The organism is Pseudomonas migulae NBRC 103157 (assembly GCF_002091715.1).
GTDB classification, from domain to species: Bacteria; Pseudomonadota; Gammaproteobacteria; order Pseudomonadales; family Pseudomonadaceae; genus Aquipseudomonas; species Aquipseudomonas migulae_A.
In genome coordinates this window covers 50,938-67,583 of the sequence record NZ_BDAG01000026.1, presented here as the reverse complement: position 1 = coordinate 67,583, position 16,646 = coordinate 50,938, and the positions used below count along the sequence as shown (strand labels likewise).

Sequence of the window (16,646 nt, the reverse complement as noted above, 5' to 3'; positions counted from 1 at the left end):
CACGAGCTGTACATCCATACAGATAAAGATTGCTCCATCGCTCATCAGCCGCCATTCTGTGCACCTCCCGGCAGCTGATGAACGATGGTGGTTATGCGGTTGTACCTCTGTGAAAAACCTTCCCAGGCCAAAGACATTGCGGCCGTGCTCGGCGCCCGGCGTCGCGGCGACGGCTGCTGGCTGGGAACGGACGTCACAGTGACCTGGTGCATCGGCCATCTGCTGGAAACCGCACCGCCGGATGCCTATGACGCACGCTACAAGCGCTGGGTGCTGGCGGATCTGCCGATCATTCCGGACAAATGGAAAATGACCGTCAAACCGCGCACTGCCAGTCAATACAAAGCCGTCAAGCGCTTGCTCGGCGAGGCTGATGACCTGGTGATCGCCACCGATGCCGACCGTGAGGGCGAAATGATCGCCCGGGAACTGGTGGAGCATTGCCGTTATCGCGGACCGATCCAGCGGTTGTGGCTGTCGGCGCTGGACGATGCGTCGATCCGCAAGGCGCTGGCGGCACTGAAACCGGGAGCGGAGACGTTCAGCCTTTATCATTCGGCACTGGGCCGCTCACGGGCCGACTGGCTGATCGGGATGAACATGAGCCGGTTGTTCACGCTGTTGGGGCGCCAGTCCGGTTATCAGGGTGTGTTGCCGGTCGGCCGGGTGCAAACGCCGACCCTGCGGCTGGTGGTGGATCGCGACCGTAGCATTGCCGATTTCGTCCCGGTGGCTTACTGGGCCATCGACGTGCAACTGCTGCACGATGGCACCGCATTCACCGCCCAGTGGCGTGCAGCCTCCGACGCGTGTGACGATCAGGATCGCTGCCTCAACCAGACGCTGGCGCAACACGCGGCGGCAGCCATTGGCAGCGCGGCGAGTGCCCGGGTGATCAGGCTGCGCACCGAGCGGATGCGAGAAGTGGCACCGTTGCCGTTCGATCTGGGCACCTTGCAGGAGGTCTGCTCGAAGAAACTTGGCCTCGGCGCTCAGGAAACACTCGATATCGCCCAGGCGCTTTACGAAACCCACAAGGTGATTACCTATCCGCGCAGCGATTGTGGCTACCTGCCGGTCAGTCAACACAGCGAAGCGCCAGGTATTCTGGCAGCGTTGAGGCAGGCTGATCCGGCCCTCAACGCCTTGCAGGATCACCTGGAGCCCCAGCGACGCTCACGGGCGTGGAACGATGCGAAAGTCAGCGCTCACCACGGCATCATCCCCACTGCCGCGGCAAAAAACCTTGATCGGCTGGCGGGCAAGCAGCGCGCGGTCTACACCCTGATCCGGGCGCGCTATCTGGCGCAGTTTCTGCCCAATCATGAATACGACCGGACCCAGGCCGACTTCGACTGTGCCGGTGAAGCCTTGCGCGCCGTCGGAAAGCAGATCATCGAACCTGGCTGGAAGCGCGCCCTGCCCGAGGCCCTCGCTCCGGCCAAGGGCCGCGAAGCACCGGTGCCGCAAACATTGCCGACACTGACTGAAGGTCGTGAATGCGCGGTGGACGACGTGAAGCTCAAGGACCTCTGGACCCAACCGCCCAAACCCTTCACTGAAGGTGACCTGATCAAGGCGATGAAGAACGTCGCCAAACTGGTGGAAGATCCACTGCTCAAGCAAAAGCTCAAGGACACCACCGGGATCGGCACCGAAGCCACCCGCGCCTCGATCATTCAGGGCTTGCTTGACCGTGGTTACCTGATCAAGAACGGCAAGGCCCTGGCCGCGACGCCGGCCGCTTTCAGTCTGATCGATGCGGTGCCACGCGCCATTGCCGATCCGGGCACCACGGCGATCTGGGAACAGGCGCTGGACATGGTGCAAAGCGGCGAAATGAGCCTGGAAGAGTTCGTCACCAAACAAGCCGCGTGGATGAGCAAGCAGGTTGCCCGCTGTGCCGGCCTCAGCCTGACCATCAGCGGCCCCGCAAGCCCTGCCGGGCGCAGTGCCGCGCCATGGAAAAACAAACGCAAACCGACCAAGCGCAAACCCGCGACCGCTAGCAAGCGCGCGGCAAAACCGGCAAGCAAGGCGTGATCGAGCGATGGTCTACTGTTCATCAGAACCGGTGACATCAGGAGCGCCCCGCATGCCCTCGATTGAACTGCACGCCGCACAGCGTGATGAACTGGAAACCATTGAAAACCTGATGCAGTTCTATCTGCACGACTTCAGTGAATGGCTGCCACTGAAACTCGGCGCAAATGGTTTCTTCAATATCCAGGACCAACAGGATTACTGGCGAAACCCTGCCACCCGCCCCTTTCTGATCAAGGTCGATGGGGAACTGGCCGGTTTCGTGACCGTGGACGATCACACCCACCTTCCCGGGGCCGAGTACAACATTGGCTATCTGTTCATCAGCCGCCGCTTTCGTGGCCAAGGTGTCGCGACGTTTGTCGCTTCCACCCTCTTGAGCCAGCTCCCCGGTCAATGGCAGATTTTGCACATCGACGCCAATCAGCCCGCGCGTTTGTTCTGGGCGAGCGTGATTGACGATCTCACCGGCGGTGAGTACACACGGCATCAGCAGCCGGTGAACGATTTCCCCTGCACCTTTTACCGCTTCCAAAGCACACCCCCCCATCGTCCTGAGTGACGCTTTCCGGTTCCGCTTTCTCATTCCAAACAGCTTTGTCCGACAATATGTAGTGCTTGAAAATAATCACTACAAAACCGTTGACGCCTCCGATTTGCCCTTGCATGATGCAGACATCTCCCCGATCGGGAGTACGGCAACATGTTTGAGCAAGCTCGTCTGACCGCCGAGCTGTTTTTCCCGGATACACGCTGCCCACAAGGCAGATTGAAGAAGCTGACCTGGCCCGAACGTCCAGTACAAGGACGAGAAGCGCTGGCGATCAATCCTCATGAAGCTTGTGGCCGACCCTGAAAACGTCGGTAGTGGCCCGAAGGTTATCGCTGCTTCTCTTCGTTGTGACGCTATTGCGTAGCAGTTATTCAACACGACTACATGCAACAGACGCGAGACCCCGTCATTTCGACGGCCGACCGCTGACGTCCTGGTTTCGGTGCCAGGGATCAACTAACCGATGGGCTACCTGTATTAGCGAATCAACTTTGAAAGATCACCAAATGGTCAAGGGGCTTTATATGAATCTGAACAATCAACCCACCATCGATGAACTGGCTCGTATGTTCGCTGCGCAAAAAGACAGCCACGACAGCCATATCCTGTGGATCAGCAAGTCGGGCCAGGTGCATATCGACTGCCTGTCGCCGCATGCCCATGAAGCCGAGTTCGACCAGAACAACCAGAACCTGCTGGCCCGACTGAAGATGTACCGTCGCGGCCAAGGCTATGTCGGCAAGAAAGCCGCAGCCGACAAGGACTTCATCGGCAATGTTCTGCAAACGCTGAAACAGGCCTGGGCCTCGATGCAGAACCAGAATGAAGTTCGGGTGATTGACCGGTTCTACTGATAATCCAACACAATAAAAAGGCCCCGCTCGAATATTCGAGCGGGGCCTTTTTGTTTGTCTCCACTGTGCCAAACAAAGCTATCGTTAAACGTATCCGCTGTTGGTCTCTGGAGACTTGCGATGAAAATCAACCTGAAACTCCTGCTGTTGCTGCTGACGACGAGTGCTGCTCAGGCTAACAGCGTCACGGGCGTCCCGTCCTTCGTGGTGGAGTGCCCCGGCAAGTTCCTCGTCCAGGCGGATCAGGACGGGCCGGTGCTGATCAACAACAAGGAAGCCGAAACCAAAGCCATCAACGATCGCCGCTTCGAAGCCAAGGGCTCCGGCATTACGCTGTCCATCGTCCTGGCCGATGACGACTCGGTGACCGTGACCTCCATCGGCAAGGCCCCCAATGGTGTGTGCGAGTCAGTGGATGACTGAGCTCGACGATTCGGCTGCTCCCGATACCAGTTCCATAAAGGCCACCGACGCCGCACTGTGATAATTGTTTTTGCGCCGCAGCAGCGCAGCCCCGCGTTTGGGGGCCTCACCCTGCAAAGGAATCCTGTGCAACGCGCGCTCCTGAGTCGCGATGGCCTCCGGAAGGATGGTGGCGATGGCCGTGTGCCGGATGACTTCCAGTAACGTGCTCACCGAGTTCACCTCGATCACCACTTTTGGCGTGATCTGCTCTTGAGCGAAGTACTCATCGATACGGGTGCGGGTGACGAAGTCCGGCGCCAGTAACGCAAACTCCAGCTGAGCCACGGCTTCAGCGGATAACGCGACAGGGCTTTCATACAACGGATGATCCCGCCCCACCATCACCCCCAGCGTCTCGGTAAAGGCCGGGATCGACTCGATGTCGGCACTCCTGACCTCATTGAACGCAATGGCGATGTCCAGTGAGTCATCCAGCAGCCCGGCTTCGATGTCATCCATCGACAGCTCGAAAATCTGCAGGTGGATGTTCGGATACCGCGCCACGTAGTCGCGCACCAACGGCCCGACCAGATACGCCATGAAGGTCGGCGTCATCGCGAGCCGCAACGTTCCGCGGGACAAATCCTTCACGTCATGCAGCGCCCGTTTGCCCGCCTCCAGCTCCACCAGTACCCGCCTTGCGCACTCGATGTAGGCCTCGCCCGCGTCAGTCGGCTTGACCGTGCGCGAGGTGCGGTCGAACAGACTCACCCCCAGGGTCTCTTCCAGTTGGCGGATCTGTTGCGACAAGGTTGGCTGTGACACGTGCAACGCTTCGGCAGCACGGGTGAAACCGCCGTGGTCGGCGACAGCCAGCAAATAACGCAAATGTCGGAGCAGCATCAGGATTCAACCTATAGGCAGGACTTATGCAACGCATTGTAGATCGATCTTGGACGCTATGAATCAATCGGCAGAAGATGGCTTCACACCCAAGCAACACCACGCCGACAGGAGAAACCCCATGCAACAGTCCCACGCTTACAACGACCCGAGTCTGGCCCTGACCACGTCGATCCTCGACGCCAAGGCGCGTAAAAACCTGTCCTGGCAGGACCTGACCGACGGCACCGGCCTTGGCCTCGCCTACGTCACCGCCGCCCTGCTCGGTCAACATCCACTGCCGGAAGCCGCCGCCAAAGTGATTGGCGAAAAACTCGACCTGGACGCCGACACCGTTAACCGTCTGCAGATCATCCCGCTGCGCGGCAGCCTCTCGGGTGTCCCGACCGACCCGACCATCTACCGCTTTTACGAAATGATCCAGATTTACGGCACCACCTTGAAAGCCCTGGTTCATGAACAATTCGGCGACGGCATCATCAGCGCGATCAACTTCAAGCTCGACATGAAGAAAGTCGAAGACCCGGAAGGCGGCTCCCGAGCCGTGATCACCCTCGACGGCAAATTCCTGCCACTGCGTCCTTTCTAAGTGGATATCGGCCCGCACCGTTGTGCGGGCCAAACCCGACTCACTCATGAGGACATTGCAATGAAAACGCTCATCGAAGGTTTTTTGAAGTTCCAGAAGGAAGCCTTTCCGCAACGCACCGACCTGTTCAAACACCTGGCCACTACGCAACACCCCGGCACGTTGTTCATCACCTGTTCCGACAGTCGTGTCGTGCCGGAACTGCTGACCCAGCAAGAACCCGGCGAACTGTTCGTGATCCGTAACGCCGGCAATATCGTGCCCTCCTACAGCCCGCACCCGGGCGGTGTATCGGCCACGGTCGAATACGCGGTTGCCGTACTGGGGGTCACCGACATCGTGATCTGCGGCCATTCGGACTGTGGCGCCATGACCGCCGTCGCTTCGTGCAAATGCATGGACCACCTGCCCGCCGTCAGCGCCTGGTTGCAACACGCCGAGTCAGCGAAAGTGATCAACGAATCCCGGTCTCACGCCAGCGACGCGGCGAAAGTGAGTTCGATGGTACGGGAAAACGTGATTGCCCAGCTGGCCAACATCCAGACCCACCCGAGTGTGCGGCTGGCTCAGGAAAAAGGCCTGCTGAACCTGCACGGTTGGGTCTACGACATTGAAACCGGCTCGATCGATGCGCTGGATGCCAACAGCCGCACGTTCGTGTCGTTGGTCGAACACCCGACCACCTGCGCCATGAACGGCAAAGCGATGGAAGCGGCTTGATCCATGTCGGCACCCGATGCAGCGCCCCCGGTTCACGGAAGCGCTGCATCCAGCTTCATTTGTCGTCCGGCTTGCCTGACGATGATGGCCGGATCTCCGGGTTTTCCTCGGCGTTCGGCGGTGTTGGAACGCTTCCGGGCGTGAACACGTGAGTCAGTAATTCCCTGGCATCGATTTCATTGACACCATTCACCGTGCGGGCCAGCGCAACGGCCTGCTCACACTGTTTATGGGTATTGACGCGACCACTCAACACCACCGTTCCTGCAAGTGTTTTGACATGGACTTGCAGACTAAGGGGAGGATCGGCCAACGCCAGGGCCGACTTCACCCGAGCAGTCAGCCACGCGTCGTGCGCGATTATTCCCAGTTGATGAGAGTAATGCTCTAAGGAATGATTTTTCATGACGGCCCCTCTTTCGAAACACAGACGCAGACACCCTAAATTATAGTGCGGCCTGCGCCTGCGGTCGGGGGTACTCAGCGTTTGACCGACAGATCGGTCTGCGTCATGCGACTGCGAATCGTGAACACACCATCTCCCGAGAGAATCGCACTGCGAGCGAACAGGCGGCCGCTCTCCCAGTTCGAAAGCCCCAGTTCGGGCTTGTTCAGCGCGTATTGACCGTCGACCCAACGGGTGATGCCGTTGCCGACAAACGGCGCGTTGACCGCGTTGTAGAAACGGTCCTGGGCCTCGGCATTTTCACTGATCAACGACACGGTGAATTGCGGGCTGTAGCGGTTGAACAAGGCGATGGCGCTGTCCAGGTCGTCGACGATCTTCAGGCTGACTTCCGGGGTTTCTTCCCATTCCCACTCGCGGCCCAATTGATCTTCGGGCAGTGGTTCGACCAAGGCTTCTGTTTGATAACCTTCGGCGCGGCAGACCTCGACCGTTGCGTTCCTCCAATCGTAAGGCACGAACGGCTGGCTGCCCTCGACGATGTGCAGCTTGCAGCCTTCCTCCCGAGCGGCACCGGCCTGTTTCAGGGCGTGCAGAAACAGCGGCACCAGTTCGGCGGCGCGGTCGCGGTGAATCAGGCAGACGTTCAGGGTGTTGCAGACTTTGCGGTCCAGGGAATTGCGCACGACGGCAGCAAAGCGCTGGGCGTCGGCGTCCTTGTCGGCGATCAGCCAGGCGCCACCGGTGCCATGCAGGCTGACGGCGGTGCCGGCCTGCTGCGCAATGCTGCCCAATTGACTGACGGCACGCCCCGAACCACGGGCCACCGCCAGCGACAGGCGCCGGTCGGCGAACATCGCCCAACCGGCGGCGTGATTGACGCTTTCCACCAGCGACACCGCGCCTACCGGCAAACCGGCGTCGCTCAATGCCGGGTTCAACGCATGGGTGACGATGGCTTTCGCCGTGCCCAGGGCGTCGCTGCCGATGCGCAGCACAGCGGTGTTGCCGGTACGCAACACGCCAGCGGCGTCGGCAAAGACATTCGGCCGGCCTTCGAAGACGAAGGCGACAATACCCAGCGGCGAAACCACCTGCTCGACTTTCCAGCCGTCATGCTCGACGCAACTGATCACTTTGCCACGCGTGGCCGACGCATCGCGCCAGGCCCTGAGGCCCGCGATCATGTCGCGGCGCATGCGCTCATCGGCCAGCAACCGCGTGGTCGAGCGTCCACGAGACTTGGCCCACTCGATGTCGGCGAGGTTGGCAGCCTCGATCAAGTCCCAGCAGTCCTGATCTTCAAGGCGCCGGGCAAAGCAATCAAAGAACTCACTGATCGCCTGATCCGGTACGGCGGACATCGCCGTAAATGCCGCTTCGGCCCGCTCGATCGCTACCGCCGCCGCTTTCTGGTCCGCAACGGGAATCAGCAGCAACTCACCGCTGACTTGCTCCACCAGCAGGTGGTCCCCGGGCTGAAAGCGCAAGGCCAGTTCGGGGCTGACCACAGTGACGCGGTTACCAGCGAAAGGAATTGGCGTGCCAGCGATTAGACGTTCGAGCGCGAGAGACATGAAACGGTTTCACCATGCAAGGGGCGGTCGGAAAATGTATAGCAAATTTCCTGGAGCGTCATTAACCCCACCCGCTCGAATCGCTCAAAACACTGACCAGCCAATCCGCTGGCTCAGCAACTCCAGCGCCGCCATGCCTGCAAGTGAGTTGCCGGCGCTGTTCAGTTCCGGCGACCAGACGCACACCGTGAACTGCCCCGGCACCACCGCGACGATCCCGCCGCCCACGCCGCTCTTGCCGGGCAGGCCGACGCGATAGGCGAAGTTGCCCGCCTCGTCGTAGAGGCCGCTGGTGGCCATGATCGAATTGACCTGCTGGGTCTGGCGAGCGCTGAGGATCTGCTCGCCGCTGTGTTTGCAGAAACCATCGTTGGCCAGGAAGCAGAACGCCCGGGCCAGGTCCACGCAGTTCATGCGCAGGGCGCAATGGCTGAAATAGCTGCGCAACACCGCTTCGACATCATTATGAAAGTTGCCGAAGGATTGCATCAGGTAGGCCATGGCGGCGTTGCGCGCACGGTGCTGGTATTCGGACTCGGCGACCTTGCCGTCCACCATCACCTGCGGGTTGCCCGACAGACGCCGGACGAAATCACGCATCGATAACGCCGGGGCGGCAAAACGCGATTGGTTGATGTCGCAAATCACCAGCGCGCCAGCGTTGATGAACGGATTGCGCGGGCGTCCGCGCTCGAACTCCAGTTGCACCAGCGAATTGAACGGCTGGCCGGAAGGCTCGTGGCCCAGGCGTTGCCAAATGGCTTCGCCAGAATGGTCGATGGCCTGCACCAGGCTGAAGACCTTGGAAATACTCTGCACGGAGAACGGCGTATGGGCATCGCCGGCGCAAAACAGTTCGCCATCATTGCCATACACCGCAATACCCAACTGGTTGGCCGGCACGGTGCCGAGGGCGGGAATGTAGTCAGCCACCTTGCCCTGGCCAATCAGGGGACGAACTGCGTCAAGGATCTCGTTCAACAGCGCTTGCATGCCGGGTTCCGAAGTCTCGCCCCATGGGATTGCGGGGACACTGACGCTAGACGCTGGCGGTCGGCAGCGGATCACAGTTGTGAATTGGAATGCGACTGTAGGAGCCGGCTTGCTGGCGATGGCGGTGGGTCAGTCGACACATTTATCGCCAAAACGGACGCCTTCGCCAGCAAGCCGGCTCCTACAGGATTTTGTGGAGGACCGGAAAAACTTCAGGGGTTACGTATCAGAGTGTGTACAACCCCGACCTTGACACACCGCAGCCATATAACCCCACCCCGAAGACACATCGCAGATACACCCGATTGATGAAATGTGCCTGTCGATTGGCTCAGCCGATCAAAGCGCTCAACTCACTCAATGCTACGGAGTATCACCATGTTCAAGCTCTCGACTGCTTCCCTGACCCTCGGCCTGATCATTGCGGGTGGCCTGGCCCTGTCCAACGTCGCGTCGGCTTCCGAGTCCGAAGCGTTCAGCATGAAACAACTGACCCACGGCTACAGCCAGGCCCACGCGGACACCGCTGAAAAACCGGCTGAAGGCAAATGCGGCGAAGGCAAGTGCGGCGCCAGCGAGTAACCCCTGCGCGGGGCCGCGAGCCCCGCATCCCTGACTGAACGGAGACCAAGTCCATGAACGCTGCAATCTCGTCGGCCGTGAAAGGCCTGCACCTGAACCTTGATCGTGCCGGTAGCTGGCTCGCCCCTCTGACCTTGCGGTTGTTCATCGCCTGGGAGTTTTTCGAGTCGGGCCTTGAAAAGTGGAATGGCGAAAACTGGTTCGCCGACATCCAGGACCGCTTCCCGTTTCCCTTCGATCACGTGCCGGCCGCGCTGAACTGGGAGCTGTCGATGTGGGCCGAACTGATCTGCGCCCTCGCCATTTTCGTCGGACTGGGCACACGGATTTCCGCCGTCGTGCTGATCGTGGTGACTATCGTGGCGACCGCAGCCGTTCACTGGCCGGCCGATTGGTCTACATTGAGTGAGCTTGCCCAGGGCTATGCCATCAGCAACAAGGGGTTCGGCAATTTCAAACTGCCGTTGATCTACCTCGCCGCCCTGATGCCGCTGTTGCTCTCGGGTGCCGGCAAGCTCAGCCTCGATACGTTGCTGGCCCGATTCTTCTGGCGTCGCAACAATCGCTGAAATGTTAATGTGGCATGCTGCACCTCCCACCTCACTTGCGTAGACAGGAGCCACCATGAGCGTGACCACCCAATGGATCGAGATCGACAGCGCCGAAGGTAAATTCGGCGCTTACCTGGCCATTCCGCATACTCGGAAAGGCCCGGGTATCGTGCTGATCCAGGAGATCTTCGGCGTCAACGAACACATCCGCTCCGTCGCCGAGCAATACGCCGCCGACGGCTACCTGGTGATCGCGCCGGACCTGTTCTGGCGCAGCGGCCACCGTATCGAACTGACCTACGACGAAGCCGGCTGGAAACGCGCAGTCGAGTTGATGAACGCCACCGATGTCGGCAAGGCGCAAAAGGACATCGAGCTGGCCATCGACGCCCTGAAAGCCCACCCGGGCCTGGACGGCGGGATCGCTTCCATCGGTTACTGCTTTGGCGGCCTGCTCTCGTACCACACCGCCGCCAACGGCCTGGTGGACGTGGCCATCGCCTATTACGGCGGCGGCATCCAGAACCAACTCGACCGTGCCGATGAGATCGAAGTGCCGCTGCTGATGCATTTCGGTGAACAGGACAGCCACATTCCGCTGGAAGCCGTCGAGAAAATCGCCGAGCGCTTCGACAACAACGATAACGTGGAAATCGTCGTATACCCGGAAGCCGAACATGGCTTCAATTGCTCGCATCGCGACAGCTACAACCAGCGTGCAGCGGCCGAGGCCCATGGCAATACGTTGATCTTCCTGGGTATGGAACTGTAAGACCTGACCGCTTTTCGTAGGAGCATGGCTTGCCAGCGAAGACGATTTCAACGACGCCTTCGCCGGCAAGCCGTGTTCCTACAGGATTGGCGTCTGCCCTCGATCTCGATCCACCTCCCCGAACCGTAGGAGCATGGCTTGCCAGTGAAGGCGATTTCAACGACGCCTTCGCCGGCAAGCCGTGATCACACTTCTTCAGCTTGTGAAGTGCCAGCCAGCGTCGGTTGAGCGTTGCGTTCATGCACATGGCGATGGGGCGTGCGGTCGATGTTGAGGCTCAGGATTTCCGGGCGGCTGTAGTGACCGCGGCCATCCATCTGGCGCTTGCGCATTTCGATCTGAAACAAGTCGATGTCAGCAATGACTTCGCCTTCACCTTCGGTCAGTGCACCGACGACCTCACCTTGCGGATCGATGATCGCGGTGTAGCAACCGCCGGAGATAGGACCGATCTCGCAGCCGGTGTCGGCCATGATTTGCGCCTGCTGTTCCGGGTACAACCAGGCCGTCGAGTTCACCACGAAGCACGCCGACTCCAGCGCGTGCATGCGGATGCTGACTTCCATCTGGCGGGTGAACAGCGGGCCGGCAAATGACCCCGGGTACATTGAGGCGTGAATCTGTTCACCGTCTTCGATCAAGGCGTAACGCGCCAGCGGGTTGTAATGTTCCCAGCAGGCCAGTTGGCCGATTCGGCCAACGGCGCTGTCGGTGGCGCGCAGGCCGGAACCGTCGCCCATGCCCCAGATCATGCGTTCGTGATAGGTCGGCGAAATCTTGCGCCGTGCCTGAATCAGGGTGCCGTCCGCATCGAACAGCAACTGAGTGTTGTAGAGGGTGCTGCCATCGCGTTCGTTGACGCCGATGGACACCACCATATTGGCTTCCTTCGCGGCTTTACCGATCGCATCGGTGGTTGCGGAAGGCACTACAACGGCCTGGTCCAGCAACTTGTAATGCTCGGCGCCCATTTTGAACGGGGCCTGCACAAAGGAAAAATACGGGTAGTACGGCACAATGGTTTCCGGGAAAACGGCGAACTGCACGCCCTTCTCGCCGAGTTCACGGATTTTGTCGACGACCTTTTCTACAGTGCCTTCACGGCTGTAGAGCACAGGAGCGATCTGGACGGCGGCGGCTTTGACGATGGTCATGGCGGTAATCTCGTTGGGGAATGGGTTTCTACGAGATACAAATTACGGCAATAATATTCTGACTTAAATGTCGAATACACCACCTTTTAAGCCATGCAGATACCTGGTAGGAGCCGGCTTTCGGCGTTCCGACGATGTCGCACGTGAAATCGCCATCGCTAGCAAGCCAGCTCCTACAGTTCAGTTCCTATTGGCGCGCTGAATGACTTGCGGCGGTTGGCCGAAGGCGCGAATGAACGCTCTGCGCATACGTTCCCGATCACCAAAACCGGTCTCTGTCGCCACCACATCAATGGCATGCCGGCCGGTTTCCATCATCAGACGCGCGGCCTCCACCCGCAGGTTCTCGATAGCCTTGGCGGGTGATTGACCCGTTTCGGCATGGAACACACGACTGAACTGTCGCGGGCTGAGGTTGGCCGCGCTGGCCAGCGCCTCCACCGACAGCTCGGACTTCAGGTTCTGCTTGGCATAGATCAGCGCAGACTGGATGCGGTCAGTCTTGGGCTCCAGTTCGAGCATCACCGAAAATTGCGACTGCCCGCCCGTACGTCGGTGGTAAACCACCAATTGCCGGGCCACACGCCGCGCTACGTCTGCGCCCAGATCATTTTCAACCAGCGCCAGCGCGAGATCGACGCACGCGCTCATGCCCGCCGCGGTCCAGACGTTACCGTCGTTGATGAAGATCCGGTCTTCTTCCACCTTCACTTTCGGGTATGCCCGCTGCAATGCCGGCGCATGACACCAGTGCGTGGTCGCCCGCCGGCCATCCAGCAAACCGGCTTCGGCCAGCGCGATGGCACCGGTGCAAATGGAACCCAGGCGTCGAGTGGTCCGACTGGCGCTGCGCAAAAACTCCACCATGCCGGGCGAGACGGGACGGATCAGGTTGTCGCCCATCACCAGCAGCGTGTCGAAGGGACGAGGGTCGAACGCCGTGGTCTCCACGCCGAAACCCGCAGAGGTCGGCACGGTGCCGCCGTGCTCGGACAGCAAAGTAATGTTGTACATCGGCGTGTCGACGGCACCGTTGGCCATTTCGAAAGCCGCACACATGGCCAGGCCCAATACCTGAAATTCGGGATAAACGATGAGACCGATCTGGTGCACGGGTGGCAACCTCCCTTGACCTTTAAGGTGGCATAACAGGTTTCCGGCCAGCCGAGCTTGCACTGTACGCCTGTCACCTCCACCCGGTCTGAAAATACCTCGCAAATGTATCCGCGAGCCGACGAAACGTCAGTCAGATCAATACTCGGCGAGCTGTGGCAACTCATCCGTGATCTCGAACCATGGCGCCTTGCTCGCGACAAACACATGACGCGTCGCCGCCGCGCCGGGGTCGCTGTCCAGCGTACCCAGCGGAAAACCCAGTACTTGCGGATTGGCATCGAACTTCGTGTAGAGACTCGATCCACAGACCGAGCAAAAGCCTTTTCTCTCACCGGGCGACGACTCGTAAAACGTCAGCAGTCCAGCCCCGCTCAACGTCACCCAATCCTTCGTCAGCACCTTTGCACGGGTACGGAAAGCCGAGGCGTGAAGTTTGCGGCACATCGAGCAGTGGCAGTTGAGGATATCGGTCAATTCACCGCGGATCTCATAGGTGATCTGTCCGCAGAGGCAGCTTCCTTTGTGGGGCATCGGGTTTCTCCCTGAATGCACAGGAGGGATCCTGTGCCTGGCAAGGAGTGTGCAGCGGGCTGGAATTGAAGCGCACGGGCTTACGAGACAATAAGTGGTAGGTTTCGGCCAATGTCGAACGGACGCTCAGGCATCCTGCAGGCGCTAGTGCCTGGTCATCAACCCGTGCAACACGCCGAACCGCAAGCCGGGCTCGGACGGTGTCATGTGCGAAACGCCAAAGACCTTGAACGCCGCCAGCATCAGCACCAGTCCGCCCGGCAGGATGCTCAGGCGATGACTCTGCAGACCGGCCAGCCTGAGCTGTTTGACGTGCCCCACTTCCAGCAGGCGCAACGACAGGCGCAGCAGGCCGCTGTAGGTGATACCGCTGTGGCCATCGTCGTTCAAGTCGTTGGCCTTGAGGACTTTGGCCAGCATGCGTGCGGTGCCTGAAGAACCGATGACCTGCTGCCAGCCCAGCGTGCGATAACGGCGTGCCACGCGTTCGAACTGCAGTGTGGCGACACGCTCGGCCTCCAGCAGCGCCGGAGCGGTGATGCGGCCGCCTTGAAAGTAGCGCGCACCAAAGGTGCCGCTGCCGATGGCGATGCTCTCGGTCAACAGCGGTTGAGCGCCCTGCCCCAGAATCAATTCCGTGGAGCCGCCGCCGATGTCGATAACCAGTCGCTTGCGCTCGATGCCGGGCACCGTATGGGCCACGCCGGCGTATACCAATCGGGCTTCTTCATGCCCGGATATCACATCAATGCGGAAACCCAGGTGCCGTTCGGCGCTGGCCAGAAACAGCTGGGCATTGTCAGCTTCGCGCACCGCACTGGTGGCCACCGCCCGCACACGACCGGGCTCGAAGCCACGCAGCTTTTTGCCAAATCGCGCGAGTGCCTGCCATCCGCGATCCAGCGCCATTTCGTCCAGTGCGCCGCCCTGTAACCCCTCCGCCAACCGAACCGGCTCACGCAGGGTCTTCACTTCCTGGATCACCAGTTGCTGGTTCCGCTTGACCGACTGGCCGATCATCATGCGAAACGCGTTGGAGCCCAGGTCAATGGCTGCAAACAGGGAGGCGTCTCCTTTCATTGAAGTCTTCCTTGCAAAATTCATCTGTCAGCCGACGCAGGTCCGCTGAACGTTCAAGACGGTTTGCAGGAATGTTTACATGGGCTCGATGACATCCAGATGACACCCGTCAGTGAGCCTCTCCACCCTTGGGTTTATAGAAAAGAAACATGCTGGTCTCAGTGGTCTTGATGTACTTCGTGGCCCAATCGGGTTTCACATTGCGGTCGTGAAAATACATCGCGCCGTTGGTTCGATCATTGAGCTGCTTGTTGAGCGCCTTGCGCGCGATCTCCTTGGCGATCGCGTACTGGGTTTCTTCCTGGACCTGATCGGAACGCCCGTCGCACCACCAGGAAAACTGGCAGTTCTTCGTTTCAGAACCCTGTTTGACCACCGCGCACACCGTGTCAGGAAAGCCCTCATGACCCAGGCGATTCATGACCACGCTGGCGACGGCTTCCATGTCGGCGGACGATTTGCCTTTGGCTTCCCAGTAGATCGAGCGCGCCAGGCAAGTGATTGCATCATCCAGCGGTGACGCACCGGCCGGATCGACGGCCTGCACTTCGGAGGTGGTAATCGCTTCGGACTTGGGCACCGGCAGATCGGTGCCCTTCTCCGCCGCTTTCTGTTCCAGCACTTCGGCCTTGTTTTCGGCCACTTCCTTTTTTTGTTCCTGTTCAGTCGCCAATGCCTGGCCGCCGAGTAGCGTGATTGCACAGCAGATTGCTATCCGGATTAATCGCATGATCGACCCTTCTGAGTGGACTGGATTCAAGCAACAAAATGTCGACGTACAGCACGTCTTTCGGGCGACATGGCTTGATTGTAGTTGCCAGAATTCATTCCGACAGACGGCCAACAACCTGTATTTCGGCGCGAAAAGGCATTGCGCTCACGGGGGTGTCATCGCGCATCATGGGCGCAGTCAGATCAAGGGAGATTTCCATGCGTGTACTGTCAACCGTTTTGCGTCTTGCCACGTTGTCATTGGGCTTGCTGTTCGCCGCGAAGGCGCTGGCGGCTGACGAGAAACAACTGATCGATTCGATCAACGACTACCGCAGCCAGGTGCAGCGTTGCGCGGGTGAGGTATCGGCGGAACTGCCGCCGCTGGCAGTTGATCCGCGGCTGGCGTTGTCCGCCACCAGCATGGTCAATCTGCAACAGGCCATGGTCGCCGCGAATTATCCGATGAAGAATGTGCAGGCGATCAGCCTGTCCGGGCCGCGTGATGCGGCCTCGGCGATGAAAGCGATCCAGGAGAGCTTTTGCCAGATCGTGCTGGACCCGCAATTCGTCGACATTGGAGTCAGCCGCCAGGACCGTGAATGGCGCATTGTGCTGGCCCGTCCACTGTTGAGTGCACGCCTGGGCGACTGGCAGGCCGAAGGCCAGAAACTGCTGGCCGAGCTCAATGTCGCACGTGGTCGGCCGCGCCAGTGCGGCACGCAATCCTTCGCCGCCGCCACGCCGCTGACCTGGAACGCCCTATTGGCGACGGCCGCCGAGACCCATTCGCGGTCGATGGCCAACAACAACTATTTCGACCACAAGGATCGCGATGGCCGCACGCCGGGTGATCGGGCAGAACTGGCGGGTTACGGCGGCCAGCAGATCGGTGAGAACATCGCGGCCGGGCAAGACACCGTGCGCAAGGTGGTCGATGGCTGGGTCGCCAGCCCCGGTCACTGCGCCAACCTGATGAACCCGCAATACCAGGAGCTGGGCGCGGCATATGCGGTGGACCCGAAGAGTGATTCGGGGATTTACTGGACGGCGATGTTCGGTACGCCGTAAACGCGCGCCGGCAACAGCAAAAAACCCGGACCGCC

At 60.0% G+C, this 16,646-nt stretch carries 19 protein-coding genes; 10 read left to right on the top strand and 9 right to left on the bottom strand.

What is annotated here, in order from left to right; all coding sequences use genetic code 11:
• Positions 1 to 93 precede the first annotated feature (93 nt).
• From PMI01S_RS19375 to PMI01S_RS19355, 4 genes are all read left to right on the top strand, one after another.
• Positions 94 to 2,043, top strand: a complete 1,950-nt coding sequence (locus PMI01S_RS19375) for a DNA topoisomerase III (RefSeq protein WP_084321695.1) — start codon at positions 94 to 96, stop codon at positions 2,041 to 2,043.
• A 52-nt stretch (positions 2,044 to 2,095) separates the two neighbouring features.
• Positions 2,096 to 2,605, top strand: a complete 510-nt coding sequence (locus tag PMI01S_RS19370) for a GNAT family N-acetyltransferase (protein WP_084321694.1) — start codon at positions 2,096 to 2,098, stop codon at positions 2,603 to 2,605.
• Positions 2,606 to 3,120: 515 nt separating this feature from the next.
• Positions 3,121 to 3,450 carry a hypothetical protein gene (locus PMI01S_RS19360; protein WP_031319009.1) on the top strand — a complete coding sequence of 110 codons (330 nt, stop codon included), beginning with the start codon at positions 3,121 to 3,123 and terminating at the stop codon, positions 3,448 to 3,450.
• 120 nt (positions 3,451 to 3,570) lie between these two features.
• Complete coding sequence (locus tag PMI01S_RS19355; RefSeq protein ID WP_084321692.1) at positions 3,571 to 3,873, top strand: hypothetical protein; 303 nt, start codon at positions 3,571 to 3,573, stop codon at positions 3,871 to 3,873.
• Here the strand turns inward: PMI01S_RS19355 and cynR are convergent.
• Complete coding sequence (gene cynR / locus PMI01S_RS19350) at positions 3,859 to 4,758, bottom strand: transcriptional regulator CynR (RefSeq protein WP_084321691.1); 900 nt, start codon at positions 4,756 to 4,758, stop codon at positions 3,859 to 3,861. The genes PMI01S_RS19355 and cynR overlap by 15 nt on opposite strands.
• A 121-nt stretch (positions 4,759 to 4,879) precedes the next feature.
• Here cynR and cynS point away from each other — a divergent pair, with 121 nt between their 5' ends.
• A complete protein-coding gene (gene cynS, locus PMI01S_RS19345; RefSeq protein ID WP_084321690.1) occupies positions 4,880 to 5,347 on the top strand; it encodes a cyanase in 468 nt (155 codons plus the stop codon).
• 60 nt (positions 5,348 to 5,407) lie between these two features.
• On the top strand, positions 5,408 to 6,067 hold the full coding sequence (locus PMI01S_RS19340; RefSeq protein WP_084321689.1) for a carbonic anhydrase: 660 nt from the start codon (positions 5,408 to 5,410) through the stop codon (positions 6,065 to 6,067).
• A gap of 55 nt (positions 6,068 to 6,122) precedes the next feature.
• Here PMI01S_RS19340 and PMI01S_RS19335 read toward each other — a convergent pair whose 3' ends face one another.
• The 3 genes from PMI01S_RS19335 to glsB form a co-directional block, all read right to left on the bottom strand.
• The gene (locus tag PMI01S_RS19335; protein WP_084321688.1) at positions 6,123 to 6,473 is read right to left on the bottom strand and encodes a BON domain-containing protein; all 351 of its coding nucleotides are present in this window, start codon (positions 6,471 to 6,473) and stop codon (positions 6,123 to 6,125) included.
• Between the two features lie 74 nt (positions 6,474 to 6,547).
• Positions 6,548 to 8,050 (bottom strand): aldehyde dehydrogenase family protein, encoded by a 1,503-nt coding sequence (locus PMI01S_RS19330; protein WP_084321687.1) that lies wholly within the window; start codon positions 8,048 to 8,050, stop codon positions 6,548 to 6,550.
• 84 nt (positions 8,051 to 8,134) lie between these two features.
• Positions 8,135 to 9,043: a glutaminase B gene (glsB, locus tag PMI01S_RS19325; protein ID WP_084321686.1), complete on the bottom strand. Its 909-nt coding sequence runs from the start codon at positions 9,041 to 9,043 to the stop codon at positions 8,135 to 8,137.
• Between the two features lie 378 nt (positions 9,044 to 9,421).
• Between glsB and PMI01S_RS19320 the strand changes: the two genes are divergently transcribed.
• From PMI01S_RS19320 to PMI01S_RS19310, 3 genes are read left to right on the top strand one after another with little or no spacing between them, the layout of a single operon-like run.
• Complete coding sequence (locus tag PMI01S_RS19320; RefSeq protein WP_084321685.1) at positions 9,422 to 9,625, top strand: HvfA family oxazolone/thioamide-modified RiPP metallophore; 204 nt, start codon at positions 9,422 to 9,424, stop codon at positions 9,623 to 9,625.
• 53 nt (positions 9,626 to 9,678) lie between these two features.
• Positions 9,679 to 10,194, top strand: coding sequence for an HvfX family Cu-binding RiPP maturation protein (locus PMI01S_RS19315; protein WP_084321684.1), 516 nt, complete (start codon positions 9,679 to 9,681; stop codon positions 10,192 to 10,194).
• A gap of 55 nt (positions 10,195 to 10,249) precedes the next feature.
• Complete coding sequence (locus PMI01S_RS19310; protein ID WP_084321683.1) at positions 10,250 to 10,948, top strand: dienelactone hydrolase family protein; 699 nt, start codon at positions 10,250 to 10,252, stop codon at positions 10,946 to 10,948.
• Between the two features lie 185 nt (positions 10,949 to 11,133).
• Here the strand turns inward: PMI01S_RS19310 and PMI01S_RS19305 are convergent, their stop codons facing one another.
• From PMI01S_RS19305 to PMI01S_RS19285, 5 genes are all read right to left on the bottom strand, one after another.
• Positions 11,134 to 12,102 carry a nitrilase-related carbon-nitrogen hydrolase gene (locus PMI01S_RS19305; RefSeq protein WP_084321682.1) on the bottom strand — a complete coding sequence of 323 codons (969 nt, stop codon included), beginning with the start codon at positions 12,100 to 12,102 and terminating at the stop codon, positions 11,134 to 11,136.
• A 180-nt stretch (positions 12,103 to 12,282) separates the two neighbouring features.
• Positions 12,283 to 13,215, bottom strand: a complete 933-nt coding sequence (locus tag PMI01S_RS19300) for a GlxA family transcriptional regulator (RefSeq protein ID WP_084321681.1) — start codon at positions 13,213 to 13,215, stop codon at positions 12,283 to 12,285.
• Between the two features lie 138 nt (positions 13,216 to 13,353).
• Positions 13,354 to 13,749: a GFA family protein gene (locus tag PMI01S_RS19295; protein ID WP_084321680.1), complete on the bottom strand. Its 396-nt coding sequence runs from the start codon at positions 13,747 to 13,749 to the stop codon at positions 13,354 to 13,356.
• A gap of 144 nt (positions 13,750 to 13,893) precedes the next feature.
• Positions 13,894 to 14,829: a Ppx/GppA phosphatase family protein gene (locus PMI01S_RS19290; protein WP_084321679.1), complete on the bottom strand. Its 936-nt coding sequence runs from the start codon at positions 14,827 to 14,829 to the stop codon at positions 13,894 to 13,896.
• 109 nt (positions 14,830 to 14,938) lie between these two features.
• Complete coding sequence (locus PMI01S_RS19285) at positions 14,939 to 15,559, bottom strand: cell wall hydrolase (protein ID WP_084321678.1); 621 nt, start codon at positions 15,557 to 15,559, stop codon at positions 14,939 to 14,941.
• A 200-nt stretch (positions 15,560 to 15,759) separates the two neighbouring features.
• On the opposite strand from PMI01S_RS19285, the gene PMI01S_RS19280 reads away from it, so the two are divergent.
• Positions 15,760 to 16,611: a CAP domain-containing protein gene (locus tag PMI01S_RS19280; protein WP_084321677.1), complete on the top strand. Its 852-nt coding sequence runs from the start codon at positions 15,760 to 15,762 to the stop codon at positions 16,609 to 16,611.
• The last annotated feature ends 35 nt before the right edge of the window (positions 16,612 to 16,646 follow it).

Bases quoted from the DNA above. Each gene is read 5' to 3' on its own strand.
- PMI01S_RS19375 (WP_084321695.1), top strand. From the start codon at position 94: ATGCGGTTGTACCTCTGTGAAAAACCTTCCCAGGCCAAAGACATTGCG.
- PMI01S_RS19370 (WP_084321694.1), top strand. From the start codon at position 2,096: ATGCCCTCGATTGAACTGCACGCCGCACAGCGTGATGAACTGGAAACC.
- PMI01S_RS19360 (WP_031319009.1), top strand. From the start codon at position 3,121: ATGAATCTGAACAATCAACCCACCATCGATGAACTGGCTCGTATGTTC.
- PMI01S_RS19355 (WP_084321692.1), top strand. From the start codon at position 3,571: ATGAAAATCAACCTGAAACTCCTGCTGTTGCTGCTGACGACGAGTGCT.
- cynR (WP_084321691.1), bottom strand. From the start codon at position 4,758: ATGCTGCTCCGACATTTGCGTTATTTGCTGGCTGTCGCCGACCACGGC.
- cynS (WP_084321690.1), top strand. From the start codon at position 4,880: ATGCAACAGTCCCACGCTTACAACGACCCGAGTCTGGCCCTGACCACG.
- PMI01S_RS19340 (WP_084321689.1), top strand. From the start codon at position 5,408: ATGAAAACGCTCATCGAAGGTTTTTTGAAGTTCCAGAAGGAAGCCTTT.
- PMI01S_RS19335 (WP_084321688.1), bottom strand. From the start codon at position 6,473: ATGAAAAATCATTCCTTAGAGCATTACTCTCATCAACTGGGAATAATC.
- PMI01S_RS19330 (WP_084321687.1), bottom strand. From the start codon at position 8,050: ATGTCTCTCGCGCTCGAACGTCTAATCGCTGGCACGCCAATTCCTTTC.
- glsB (WP_084321686.1), bottom strand. From the start codon at position 9,043: ATGCAAGCGCTGTTGAACGAGATCCTTGACGCAGTTCGTCCCCTGATT.
- PMI01S_RS19320 (WP_084321685.1), top strand. From the start codon at position 9,422: ATGTTCAAGCTCTCGACTGCTTCCCTGACCCTCGGCCTGATCATTGCG.
- PMI01S_RS19315 (WP_084321684.1), top strand. From the start codon at position 9,679: ATGAACGCTGCAATCTCGTCGGCCGTGAAAGGCCTGCACCTGAACCTT.
- PMI01S_RS19310 (WP_084321683.1), top strand. From the start codon at position 10,250: ATGAGCGTGACCACCCAATGGATCGAGATCGACAGCGCCGAAGGTAAA.
- PMI01S_RS19305 (WP_084321682.1), bottom strand. From the start codon at position 12,102: ATGACCATCGTCAAAGCCGCCGCCGTCCAGATCGCTCCTGTGCTCTAC.
- PMI01S_RS19295 (WP_084321680.1), bottom strand. From the start codon at position 13,749: ATGCCCCACAAAGGAAGCTGCCTCTGCGGACAGATCACCTATGAGATC.
- PMI01S_RS19290 (WP_084321679.1), bottom strand. From the start codon at position 14,829: ATGAAAGGAGACGCCTCCCTGTTTGCAGCCATTGACCTGGGCTCCAAC.
- PMI01S_RS19285 (WP_084321678.1), bottom strand. From the start codon at position 15,559: ATGCGATTAATCCGGATAGCAATCTGCTGTGCAATCACGCTACTCGGC.
- PMI01S_RS19280 (WP_084321677.1), top strand. From the start codon at position 15,760: ATGCGTGTACTGTCAACCGTTTTGCGTCTTGCCACGTTGTCATTGGGC.